Consider the following 12,621-nt stretch of genomic DNA (forward strand, 5'->3'; position numbering starts at 1 on the left):
CCGAGGTCATTGCCGTGAGCCTAGCCCCCGTTCAATCGACACAGAGTGTAAAAGATCAGGTCAGCGCCGCCGAATGGCAGACCCGTATCGACCTGGCAGCCTGTTATCGCCTGGTGGCCATGTATGGCTGGGATGACCTGATTTTCACCCATATCTCGGCCAAGGTGCCGGGCACCGAAGATTTCCTCATCAACCCGTTCGGGCTGATGTTTCACGAGATCACCGCATCGAGCCTGGTCAAGGTCGATCAGGCCGGCAACAAGCGGATGGACAGCCCCTACGAGATCAATCCGGCGGGCTACACCATTCACAGTGCGGTACACGAAGTGCGGCATGACGTGGTCTGTGTGCTGCACACCCATACCGCCGCCGGTGTTGCCGTGTCCGCGCAAAAGCAAGGCGTGCTGCCCATCAGCCAACAGTCGTTGTTCGTACTGTCCAGCCTGGCCTATCACGCTTATGAGGGCGTGGCGCTGAACCACGAGGAAAAGGCTCGCTTGCAGGCCGATCTTGCAGAGAACAATTTCCTGATGCTGCACAACCATGGCCTGCTGACCTGCGGCGGTACCATCGCTGATACGTTCCTGATGATGTTCACCTTCCAGCGTGCCTGCGACATCCAGGTGCTGGCGCAGAACGGAGGTGCCGAGTTGATCGCCATCGAGCCGCAGGTTCTTGCCGGCGCCAAGGCGATGATCGCCGGGGTCACCAAGAGCGCCCAAGGTATGGGTGGCGCGCTGGCCTGGCCGGCGCTGCTGCGCAAACTGGATAAACAAGACCCTGGATACAAACTCTGATGGCACTGGCCGAGATTCCTCTGAGCGCCTGGCGCAAGCGTGGGCAGAGCTTTGTCTTTCGCGGCCAGACCATTCGTTACTGGGTGGCCGGGCAGGGCGAGCCGTTGCTGCTGATCCATGGCTTCCCCACGGCCAGTTGGGATTGGCACTACCTCTGGCAGCCCCTGGCCCAGCGCAATCTGGTGATCGCCTGCGACATGCTGGGCTTCGGCGATTCAGCCAAGCCCCTGGACCACACCTATTGCCTGTTGGAGCAGGCTGATTTGCAGCAGGCGCTGCTGGAACATCTGCGGGTGCCGGAGCCTGTCCACGTAATGGCCCATGACTACGGCGATAGCGTCGCTCAGGAGCTGCTTGCCCGGCATTACGAGGGGCGCTTGCAGATGGCCAGCTGTGTGTTTCTTAACGGAGGGTTGTTCCATGAGACCCATCGCCCGGCCTTGGTGCAGAAACTGCTGCTCAGCCCCTTGGGCTGGATGATCGGTCGTGCCTTTGGCCGCAACGCCCTGGCCAATAGTTTCATGCAGATATTCGGCCCCGACACCCGTCCCAGCGAAAGTGCCCTGGACGATTTCTGGAGTCTGATCGAAAGCCACGACGGCCCGCGCATCTTGCACAAACTGATCGCCTATATCCCCCAGCGACGCCAGCAGCGCGAACGCTGGGTGGCGGCCATGCAGCGTGGCGAGGTGCCGTTGCGGGTCATTGATGGTGAAGTGGACCCTATTTCCGGCGCCCACATGGTCGAGCGTTACTGTGAGCTGGTGCCGCAGGCCGATGCAGTGTTACTGGCCAACATTGGTCACTACCCGCAGATCGAGGCGCCGGTTCAGGTGCTCAAGCATTACCTGTCGTTTCGCGAGCGTATTGCGCAAGCGCCGCCTCGGGTGGCCTATTCCTGACAATCATCCCCCAGCCTTATCGCGCACCATTCAGCCCTGGCCGTATTTATTGTGACCAGAAGCCCGGTGCCTGACACTCCACCCATCGTCCCCTATTGCCGCTGGAGTTCTGTATGAGTGAGCCTGTGAATTTGCAAGATAAGGTTGTGATCGTCACCGGTGCCGGCGGCGGGTTGGGCCGGGCCCATGCGCTGTTATTCGCCAAGCACGGGGCCAGGGTTCTGGTCAACGATCTGGGCGGCTCGGCCCAGGGCGAAGGCGCCAATGCTTCGGCGGCAGACCGTGTGGTGGCCGAGATTCGTGAGGCTGGCGGGATTGCCGAAGCCAACCACGACTCGGTCACCGATGGCGACAAGATCGTGCAGAACGCTCTCGACGTTTTTGGTCGTGTCGATGTGGTGGTGAACAACGCCGGGATCTTGCGAGACAAAACCTTCCATAAAATGGACGACAGCGACTGGGACCTGGTTTACCGGGTGCATGTCGAAGGTGCCTACAAAGTCACCCGCGCTGCCTGGCCCCATATGCGCGAGCAAGGTTATGGCCGGGTGATCTTCACCGCGTCAACCTCGGGGATCTACGGCAACTTTGGCCAATCCAACTACGGCATGGCCAAGCTCGGCTTGTACGGCCTGACCCGCACCCTGGCCCTGGAAGGGCGCAAGAACAACATTCTGGTCAACGCCATCGCGCCCACTGGCGGCACGCGCATGACCGAAGGCCTGATCCCGCCGCAAGTCTTCGAGCGTCTCAAGCCGGAGCTGGTCAGCCCGTTGGTGGTGTACCTGGGCAGCGAGGCCTGTCAGGAAACCTCCGGGCTGTTTGAAGTAGGGGGCGGCTGGATTGGCAAAACCCGTTGGGAGCGCAGCCTGGGCATGGGATTCGATCCCGAGGCCGGTTTTTCCCCGGACGATGTGGCGGCCCATTGGCAGCAAATTTGCGACTTCGAAGGCGCGGCCCATCCCAGGGACACTATAGAGGCGTTGAAGGAAATGATGGCGAACCTGCAGAAATACGTCCTGTGATCGTTACATGAAAAACATTTAATCCAGCGGGGCGCCTACAGCGCCCCGTTTTATTTCGGGCATAAAAAAGGCCGCTGCAAAGGCAGCGGCCGAAGTAAGACGTTGGATCAAGGAGCGACAAATCAACGTCAGTAAACACAGGTAACAGACTGAAAGTAGAGGTCAATCTGTTGGATTCTGGCTTCTCTTCCCGTTTGGGAAGCGGGCTGTTTGCCCTGAAAGCCAAGCAAGAATAGTCTCTTGTAACAGAATGAAAAACACTGATTCAGGACAAGGACTGTTACCAATATCGCAACAGTCGCCTTGATGCTTATCCATTCTCTTGATATCCCTTCATCCATCTCGTCGATCTCCCCGCGAAGACCCAACCCAGAGCGCCCATTCATCCTTTCGAGCGACAACGCGAATACCTCCTTGGTGCGCTTATCGCTCCTGATGTTGGGCAGTAGGGTGGGGCCTTCTGTCACACCACCGGGGAAGACGCATGACAAGAACAACAATGCGCGCCATCTTCAGGCCACAGGCGCTGGCCGCTGCTGTTGCTTTGGGATGCTGCGCGCAGGCGCAGGCTGTTTCGTTCAACATCGGGGAAATCGAAGGGCAATTCGATTCCTCACTCTCGGTAGGCGCCAGTTGGGGCATGCGCGATGCCGACAGCAAACTGATCGGTATTCCCAATGGCGGCAGTGGCCAGGCGTCGACCGGGGATGACGGTCGCCAGAACTTCAAGAAGGGCGAGACCTTCTCCAAGATCTTCAAGGGCCTGCACGACCTGGAGCTCAAGTACGGCGACACCGGCGTGTTCGTGCGTGGCAAGTACTGGTACGACTTCGAGCTCAAGGACGAAGACCGCGAGTTCAAGCAGATCAGTGACCACAATCGCAAGGAAGGCGCCAAATCCAGCGGTGCGCAGATCCTCGATGCCTTCGTTTACCACAACTATTCCCTGGGCGATCTGCCGGGCACCGTGCGCGCCGGCAAGCAGGTGGTCAGCTGGGGTGAAAGTACCTTCATCGGCAACTCCATCAACAGCATCAACCCGATCGACGTATCGGCCTTCCGCCGGCCTGGCGCCGAGATCAAGGAAGGGCTGATTCCGGTGAACATGCTGTTCGCCTCCCAGGGCCTGACCAACCAACTGACGGTGGAAGGTTTCTACCAGTTGGAGTGGGACCAGACGGTGCTGGATAACTGCGGCACCTTCTTCGGTGGTGACGTGGCGGCCGACGGCTGCACCAACAACTACACCGTCGGCAGCCCGGCGATCCGGCCGCTTCAACCGGTGGCCGCCGCGTTCGGTCAGGGCTTTGATGTGACCAACGAGGGTGTGGTTGTCCATCGTGCCGGCGACCGTGATGCGCGGGATTCCGGGCAGTTCGGCGCAGCCTTGCGCTGGCTGGGGGACGACACCGAGTACGGCCTGTACTTCATGAATTACCACAGCCGCACGCCGACCGTAGGCACCCTTACCGCCAACACCAACCTGGCGACGATCAATCGTATCCGCGACACCGCCAACGCTATCGCCCCTGGTACCGGCTTCGGCCTGGCCCAAAGCACCATGCTTGGGCGTGGCCAGTATTATCTGGATTACCCGGAAGACATCCGCCTGTACGGCGCGAGTTTCGCTACCACCTTGCCCACCGGTACGGCCTGGACCGGGGAAATCAGCTACCGGCCCAATGCACCGGTGCAACTCAACACCACGGACCTGACCCTGGCCCTGGTCAATCCGATTGTCGGTGGCGCCGCGTCACCGATCCAGAGCTCATTTGGCTCGGACAATACCGGCTACCGGCGCAAGGAAGTCACCCAGTTCCAGACCTCCATGACCCAGTTCTTCGACCAGATCCTGGGCGCTGAACGCCTGACTTTGGTCGGTGAAGCGGCCATCGTGCGGGTCGGCGGGCTGGAGTCGAAAACCAAACTGCGTTATGGCCGCGACTCGGTGTATGGCCAATACGGTTTTGGCGGCGATACCGACGGTTTTGTCACCTCCACCTCCTGGGGGTATCGCGCCCGGGCAATCCTTGAGTACAACAACGTGATCGCCGGGATCAACTTCAAGCCCAACCTGTCCTGGTCCCACGACGTCAAGGGTTACGGCCCCAACGGCCTGTTCAACGAGGGCTCCAAGGCTATCAGCGTCGGTGTCGATGCGGACTACCGCAACACCTACACCGCGAACCTCAGCTACACCGACTTTTTTGGCGGTGACTACAACACTCTGACTGACCGCGACTTCCTCGCGCTGAGCTTCGGCGTGAACTTCTGATTCGCAATAAGAAGGACAACAACCATGCGTAAGACGATTTTGCAGTGCGGCGTGTTGGCGCTGAGCCTGTTGGCGGCCAACGTGATGGCGGCAGTGTCGCCGGAAGAAGCGGCCAAGTTGGGCACTACCCTGACCCCGGTGGGTGCCGAGAAGGCTGGTAACGCCGATGGCTCGATTCCGGCCTGGACCGGCGGTATCCCGAAAAACGCCGGCGCGGTGGACAGCAAAGGCTTCCTGGCCGACCCGTTTGCCAGTGAAAAACCCCTGTTCGTGATTACCGCGGCCACCGTCGACAAGTACAAGGACAAGCTGTCCGAGGGCCAGGTAGCGATGTTCAAGCGCTACCCGCAAACCTACAAAATCCCGGTCTACCCGACCCACCGTACGGTCAACCTGCCAGCGGACATCTACGAGTCGATCAAGCGCAGCGCGCTTAACGTCAAGTCGATCAGCGACGGCAATGGCCTGGAGAACTTTACCGGCAATCGCTACTACGCCTTCCCGATTCCCAAGACCGGCGTTGAGGTGCTGTGGAACCACATCACCCGTTACCACGGCGGCAACCTCAAACGCATCATCACCCAGGCCACGCCGCAGACTAACGGCAGCTACACGGCGATCCGCTTCGAAGAAGAAGTAGCGGTGCCGCAGTTGATCCCGGACATGGACCCGGTCAAGGGCGCCAACGTGTTGAGTTTCTTCAAGCAATCGGTCACTGCACCCGCGCGCCTGGCGGGCAACGTGCTGCTGGTGCATGAAACCCTCGACCAGGTGAAGGAGCCGCGTCTGGCCTGGATCTACAACGCCGGCCAGCGTCGGGTGCGTCGTGCGCCACAAGTGTCCTACGACGGACCGGGTACTGCTTCCGATGGCCTGCGCACCACCGACAACTTCGATATGTTCTCCGGCGCGCCAGACCGCTATGACTGGAAGCTGGTGGGCAAGAAGGAGGTGTACATCCCCTACAACAGCTACAAGCTCGACTCGCCGTCCCTCAAGTACGACGACATCATCCAGGCCGGGCACATCAACCAGGACCTGACCCGCTACGAGCTGCACCGGGTCTGGGAAGTGGTCGGCACGGTCAAGCCGAGCGAGCGTCACGTCTACGCCAAGCGCCACATGTACATTGATGAAGACAGCTGGCAGGTCGCGCTGGTGGATCACTATGACGGTCGTGGCCAACTGTGGCGCGTAGCCGAAGGCCATGCGCAGTTCTACTACGACCACCAGGTGCCGGCCTACACCGTCGAGACCCTGTACGACATCATCGCCGGCCGCTACATCGCCTTGGGGATGAAGAATGAGGAAAAAAGCAGCTTCGTGTTCGGCTTTGCGGCCAAGGCGGCGGACTACACCCCGGCGGCGTTGCGCGCCTCAGGGGTTCGCTAATCTCTAGTTGAAATGCAATCGAAGTGTGGGAGCCGGGCTTGTCGGGTCCCACCTTTGGACGTCGTGCCGGGACTTCTTTGAATCCCGGTTTTTTTATGCCCGGCAATCAGCCCGCTGAATACTCCTTCAACAACCGCCGACCACAGGACTAGGGTAGGGGCACGCCGCCTAATAATAAAAACAGGGATGCCGTAATGACTGCCATGACCCGGTGCCTGGATCGTCCTGGATTCATGCCACGCTTGTCTGCCCATCACCTGTTGCGCCCACGCCTGGCCGGGCCTTTGCTCACGGCAGCGGCGCGGGTGAAATTGCTCTGTGCGCCGGCCGGCAGCGGCAAGAGCGCGCTGCTCGCCGAATGCGCGCTACAGGCGCCTTTGAGCTGCCAAGTGTATTGGCTGCCCCTCAATGGCGCTGCCCTCGGCACCCTCGACTTTTGCCAGCGCCTGGCGCAAAGCCTTGGCTTGGCCTTTACCGATGAAGCCACGCTGCTGCTGGACCTGGGCCGTTGGCAAACCCCGGCCTGGCTGTTTCTCGATGACTTTTGCCGGGTGCCGGCGCCTGAGTTGGATGCCTTGCTCGACCGCGCTCTGGCGGCCAGCAGCCCGGCCCTGACCTGGTGGCTGGGCGCACGGCGGCGGCCGTCCTGCAACTGGCCGCGACTGCTGCTTGATGATGACCTGTGGGAGTGCGGCGGTGCGGAACTGGCCTTCAATCACGAGGACGTCCAGCAACTGATCAGCCATCACTCCCATGCCGGGCAGACTGCCGAGAAGGTGCTGCAATTCAGCGCCGGCTGGTGCGCCGGGGTGCGTATCGCCCTGCTTGAGGGTGATGGTCACGCGGACAGAGGCGCTTGGCATGGCCGTGCGCAAACCTTGCTCGACTACCTGCAACACGAGCTGTTCAGCACCTTGCCCGCGGAACTGGCCGAAGCCTGGCGCGTGCTGGCACACCTGCCACGGTTCAATCCGGGGTTGTGTGAGCACCTGTTCGGTTTTGGTGAGGGCGCAGAATATTTGCGCGATTTGCAGACCCTCGGCGCCTTTATCGAACCCTGGGAGGATTCGTCGGACTGGCTGCAGGTCTTTCCGCCCCTGGCGCAACTGTTGCGGGACGAAGCCTGGCCGGCCAAACGCTCCTGGCACCGACGGGCCTGTCAGTGGTTTACCCTCGCTGAGGACTGGCAAGCGGCGTTCGAACAGGCGCTGTTGGCCGAGGAGTACGAAGTCGCCGTCAGCCTGTTGCAGCATTTCAGTTTTGAAGACCTGTTCCGCCAGCAAAACGCGGTGCTGCTGTTGCGCCTGCATGAGCAGCATGGCGATGAACTGATGCTGGGATCTGCGCAGTTGGTGGGGCTGGTGACGGCAGCGTTGCTGTTTGCCGGACGCTTCGACCAGGCCGCGCAATGTATCGATCAGTTGGCGCGTTTCACCCCACAACCCTCGGCGCCATTGCAGCGCCAGTTGCTGGCACGCTGGCAGGCGCAATGGGGTTGGTTGCTGCACCTGGGGGGGGAGGCGGTGCGGGCCCGTGAGCATTTTCTTGAGGCCCTGCAAGATTTGCCTGACAGCGCCTGGACGTCGCGGCTGATGTGCCTGTCGGGCCTGACTCAACAAGCCTTGCTGCGGGGTGAGCTGGACGTGGCCCAGACACTGAACCGTGAGGCGCTGTGCCTGGCGCGAGCCCACGGTTCGCTGTTGCTGGAGGCTTTGCTGGAGCTGGATCATGCGCAGTTGCTGGAGCAGCGTGGCGCGCCGTATCGGGCTCAGAGCCTGCTGGAAAATGTCCAGGCGATGCTGCTCCGGCAGCGGCTCAAGGCTGGGCCATTGGTGGGGCGAATCGCCCTGCGGCGAGGGCATCTCGCCTTGCGCCAAGGGCAAGACACCGTGGCCGCCGAGTGCTTTGAATCGGGCCTGGGTATGTGCCTGCACAGCCAGGACAAACGTGTGCTGTATGGGTTTCTCGGGCTCGCCTTGTTGGCGGCCAACAAGGGCGATTACGGCCAAGCCTTTATTCAACTGCGGGACGCCGAGCGCCTGATGCAAACACGGCAGGTGCCCGACACGGTGTACCGGGCGGTTCTGTTGTTGCTCAGCGGGCATTTCTGGTTGCAACAGGGGCGCGCCGAACTGACCCTGGAGGCGGTCAGCCGCGTGCTGCGTCACTATCGCGGGCCGAAGGCGAAACAGGCACCGCCGGCCACCCTGGAGCTGATCCCGCGCCTGGAATATTTGCAGGTGCTTGCCGAAGTGAAATTGCGCCGCGCCGACGAACCGCTGGGCCGGCTCAACGCCTTGCTGGACACCGCCCGGCAACGCGGCATGCTCTGTCTGGAAGCGGAATTGCACCTGGTATTGGGGGAAGTGGCCTGGCAAGTGGGTGATCGGCCGTTGGCCGTGCGCTCACTGCAAGCGGGGCTGGAACTGGCGGGGCGTTGCCGGGTGCAACAGGCGATTCGCGAGTTGCGGTTACGTCAGCCGGGGTTGTTGAGTGAATTGGGGCTCGAACCTCAGGAAACATTGACGGCCGCGGGCGAAAATCCCCTTAGCCATCGTGAGCTGGAAGTGCTGCAACTGATCGCGCTGGGCAGCTCCAACCTGGAAATCGCTGATCAATTGTTCATTTCGCTGCACACGGTGAAAACCCATGCGCGGCGGATTCACAGCAAGCTTGGCGTGGAGCGCCGCACGCAAGCGGTGGCGAAGGCCAAGACACTGGGGTTGATGGCTTAAGGCTGATACCCCATCCGCCAACTCACCGCCTGGGTTGCTGCCAGCAAGCGCTTGGCTGCCGGCCCGTCCTCATCGGCGTGAAACAGCGAAGTCGGCCCCACGACTGTCAACACTGCTGCCACTTGCCCGACGGCGTTAAACACCGGTGCCGATAGCGCATCGACCCCCGGCATCAGCAAGCCGTGGACAAAGTGCAGGCCGCGCTGGCGAATCTGTTCACAGGCCGTGGCGTATGCCTGATCGTCCGCCAATGTATGGGCGATCCCGGCCTCTATCTCCCGCTGGCGCAAGTCCACGGTTTCCCGCGACGGCAGAAAGGCACTGAACACCAATCCTGTGGAGGAACTGAGCAGCGGCAGCACCGAGCCCAATTGCGTCACCACCGTCACGGCGCGCACCGCCGGCTCGATATGCACCACGGTTGCGCCCTGGTTGCCCCACACCGCGAGAAAGCAGGTTTCGTTCAATTCGTCCCGCAGTTCCGCCAGGGGCAGGGCGGCGACTTTCAGTACATCCATGCTGCCCAGGGCGGCCAACCCGACGCGCAAGGCTTCGCGACCCAGGCCGTAATGGTTGGTGGCGGTGTTCTGTTCGGCAAAGCCCGAGGCAATCAGCGCCTGCAAATAGCGGTGGACCTTGCTCGCTGGCATCTGCACATGTTCGGCCAGGCGCGACAACGAGGTGGCCGGTGACAGTTCGGCCAGGGCCTTGAGGATGTCGGTGCCGACCTCGGCCGAGCGGACTTTCTGTTTACCGGTGTCGCGGGTAGCGCGCGGCTTTTCCATGGAAGGCGTGAATCCGAAAGACGAATGGGCGTCTTTATAGCTTGACGGTCAATACCAATCAAATTACGTTATGCGTAATTGGATTACGATAAAAATAACTTCAGCGTAGAGGAAGATCCATGACCCTCGATTATCAATCGGGCTTTGGCAATGAATTTGCCAGCGAAGCCCTGCCAGGCGCACTGCCCGTCGGCCAGAATTCCCCGCAAAAAGCGCCCTATGGGCTGTACACCGAACTATTCTCCGGCACCGCCTTCACCATGGTCCGCAGCGAAGCCCGGCGCACCTGGCTGTACCGCATCCAGCCGTCGGCCAATCACCCGGCGTTCGTCAAGCTGCAGCGGCAATTGGCCGGTGGCCCACTGGGTGCTGTGACCCCCAATCGGCTGCGCTGGAACCCGCTGGATATTCCGAGCGAACCGACCGATTTCATCGACGGCCTGGTGGGCATGGTCGCCAATTCGGCGGCGCAAAAACCGTCCGGCATCAGCATTTACAACTACTGCGCCAATCGCTCGATGGACCGGGTGTTCTTCAACGCCGACGGCGAACTGTTGATCGTTCCCGAGCAAGGCCGCCTGCGCATCGCCACCGAACTGGGTGTGCTGGATGTCGAGCCGCTGGAGATCGTCGTACTGCCTCGTGGCCTGAAGTTCCGTGTCGAACTGCTGGACGCCCAGGCCCGCGGCTACGTCGCCGAAAACCATGGCGCCCCGCTGCGCCTGCCGGACCTCGGCCCAATTGGCAGTAACGGCCTGGCCAATCCACGGGACTTCCTCACCCCCGTGGCCCATTACGAAGACCTCAAGCAACCCACGACGCTGACGCAAAAATTTCTCGGTGAGCTGTGGGGCTGCGAGCTGAATCATTCGCCACTAAACGTAGTGGCCTGGCACGGCAACAACGTGCCGTACAAATACGACCTGCGCCGCTTCAACACCATCGGTACCGTGAGTTTCGATCACCCGGACCCGTCGATTTTCACCGTATTGACCTCGCCCACCAGTGTCCACGGCCTGGCCAATCTCGACTTCGTGATCTTCCCGCCTCGCTGGATGGTGGCGGAAAAAACCTTCCGGCCGCCATGGTTCCACCGCAACCTGATGAACGAATACATGGGCCTGATCCAGGGCGCCTACGACGCCAAGGCCGAAGGCTTCCTGCCGGGCGGCGCGTCCCTGCACAGTTGCATGAGCGCCCACGGGCCGGATGGTGAGACCTGCACCAAGGCCATCGCTGTAGACCTGGCGCCCAACAAGATCGATAACACCATGGCGTTCATGTTCGAGACCAGCCAGGTGCTGCGTCCCACTCAGTTCGCACTGGAATGCACACAGCTGCAAAACAATTACGACGCTTGCTGGGCCTCGCTGCCGGCAACCTTCAACCCGAACCGGAGATAACCCATGACTCAGTCCGCCATCACTCGCAGTTGGGTGACCTCCGCCAACGGTCACCGCGATTTCCCTTTGCAAAACCTGCCGCTGGGTGTGTTCAGCCTTAACGGTTCGGCGCCGCGCAGTGGCGTGGCCATCGGTGAGCATATTTTCGACCTGCACGCCGCGCTGGATTTCTTTGAAGGCCAAGCCCTCCGCGCTGTAGAAGCTACCGCTGGCGGTCAATTGAACGCCTTCTTCGATCTGGGCCGTGGCCCTCGCGTTGCCCTGCGCGAGCGCCTTTTGGAACTGCTCAGCGAAGGCAGCACCCTGCGGGGCAAACTGGAAGCCCTTGGGGCGAAAGTGCTGCCCCTGGCCGCCGATTGCCAGATGCACCTGCCGGCGAAGATTAATGACTACACCGACTTCTACGTCGGCATCGAACACGCACAAAATGTCGGCAAACTGTTCCGTCCCGACAACCCATTGCTGCCCAACTACAAGTATGTGCCAATTGGTTATCACGGCCGTGCGTCGACCATTCGCCCGTCGGGCACGGATGTTCGCCGCCCAAAAGGCCAGACCCTGCCCGCCGGCCAGACCGAGCCAACCTTCGGCCCTTGCGCCCGGTTGGACTACGAACTGGAACTGGGTATCTGGATTGGTCAGGGCAATGCCATGGGCGACTCGATTGCCATTGGCGACGCTGCTGAGCACATTGCCGGTTTCTGCCTGCTCAACGACTGGTCGGCGCGGGATATCCAGGCCTGGGAATACCAGCCGCTGGGGCCGTTCCTGTCGAAGAGCTTTATCACCAGCGTCTCGCCGTGGGTGGTGACGGCCGAAGCTCTGGAGCCGTTCCGCAAGGCTCAACCGACGCGTCCTGAGGGCGATCCGCAGCCGCTGCCATACCTGTTGGACAAGCGTGACCAAGCGGCCGGTGCCTTTGATATCGAGCTGGAAGTGCTGCTGACCACCCAAACGATGCGCGAGCAAAACCTGCCGGCCCATCGTCTGACCCTGAGCAACACCCGGCATATGTACTGGACCGTGGCGCAGATGGTTGCGCACCACAGTGTCAACGGCTGCCAATTGCAGGCCGGTGACCTGTTTGGTTCGGGCACCTTGTCCGGGCCTGAGGCGGGGCAGTTTGGTAGCCTGCTGGAAATCACCGAAGGCGGGAAAAAGTCGATTGAATTGGCGTCCGGTGAAGTCCGTAAATTCCTTGAAGATGGCGATGAAATCATCCTGCGGGCCCGCTGTACCCGTGATGGTTTTGCCTCCATCGGCTTTGGCGAATGCCGGGGCACTGTGGTCGCGGCGCGCTGAGAGGG

General features: G+C 61.2%; 9 protein-coding genes. 8 read left to right on the forward strand and 1 reads right to left on the reverse strand.

Annotated features, from left to right (window positions below):
* Nucleotides 1-14: 14 nt before the first annotated feature.
* From ACZRJ6_RS10025 to ACZRJ6_RS10050, 6 genes are all read left to right on the forward strand, one after another.
* Nucleotides 15-797 (forward strand): class II aldolase/adducin family protein, encoded by a 783-nt coding sequence (locus ACZRJ6_RS10025; protein ID WP_463968023.1) that lies wholly within the window; start codon nt 15-17, stop codon nt 795-797.
* Nucleotides 797-1,699, forward strand: a complete 903-nt coding sequence (locus tag ACZRJ6_RS10030; protein ID WP_463968024.1) for an alpha/beta fold hydrolase — start codon at nt 797-799, stop codon at nt 1,697-1,699. The genes ACZRJ6_RS10025 and ACZRJ6_RS10030 overlap by 1 nt, the downstream gene beginning before the upstream one ends.
* Before the next feature lie 113 nt (nt 1,700-1,812).
* On the forward strand, nt 1,813-2,724 hold the full coding sequence (locus tag ACZRJ6_RS10035) for an SDR family oxidoreductase (protein WP_463968025.1): 912 nt from the start codon (nt 1,813-1,815) through the stop codon (nt 2,722-2,724).
* 484 nt (nt 2,725-3,208) lie between these two features.
* A complete protein-coding gene (locus tag ACZRJ6_RS10040; protein WP_149411705.1) occupies nt 3,209-4,999 on the forward strand; it encodes a DUF1302 domain-containing protein in 1,791 nt (596 codons plus the stop codon).
* A 24-nt stretch (nt 5,000-5,023) separates the two neighbouring features.
* On the forward strand, nt 5,024-6,391 hold the full coding sequence (locus ACZRJ6_RS10045) for a DUF1329 domain-containing protein (protein ID WP_463968026.1): 1,368 nt from the start codon (nt 5,024-5,026) through the stop codon (nt 6,389-6,391).
* A 194-nt stretch (nt 6,392-6,585) separates the two neighbouring features.
* Nucleotides 6,586-9,126, forward strand: a complete 2,541-nt coding sequence (locus tag ACZRJ6_RS10050; RefSeq protein ID WP_463968027.1) for a LuxR C-terminal-related transcriptional regulator — start codon at nt 6,586-6,588, stop codon at nt 9,124-9,126.
* Here the strand turns inward: ACZRJ6_RS10050 and ACZRJ6_RS10055 are convergent.
* Nucleotides 9,123-9,911, reverse strand: a complete 789-nt coding sequence (locus ACZRJ6_RS10055; RefSeq protein ID WP_149411703.1) for an IclR family transcriptional regulator — start codon at nt 9,909-9,911, stop codon at nt 9,123-9,125. The genes ACZRJ6_RS10050 and ACZRJ6_RS10055 overlap by 4 nt on opposite strands.
* A 119-nt stretch (nt 9,912-10,030) precedes the next feature.
* On the opposite strand from ACZRJ6_RS10055, the gene hmgA reads away from it, so the two are divergent.
* Together hmgA and fahA are read left to right on the forward strand one after the other, a co-directional pair.
* Nucleotides 10,031-11,314 (forward strand): homogentisate 1,2-dioxygenase, encoded by a 1,284-nt coding sequence (hmgA, locus tag ACZRJ6_RS10060; RefSeq protein ID WP_463968028.1) that lies wholly within the window; start codon nt 10,031-10,033, stop codon nt 11,312-11,314.
* A gap of 3 nt (nt 11,315-11,317) precedes the next feature.
* The gene (gene fahA, locus ACZRJ6_RS10065) at nt 11,318-12,616 is read left to right on the forward strand and encodes a fumarylacetoacetase (RefSeq protein ID WP_463968029.1); all 1,299 of its coding nucleotides are present in this window, start codon (nt 11,318-11,320) and stop codon (nt 12,614-12,616) included.
* The last annotated feature ends 5 nt before the right edge of the window (nt 12,617-12,621 follow it).

The organism is Pseudomonas sp. C321, from assembly GCF_055407105.1.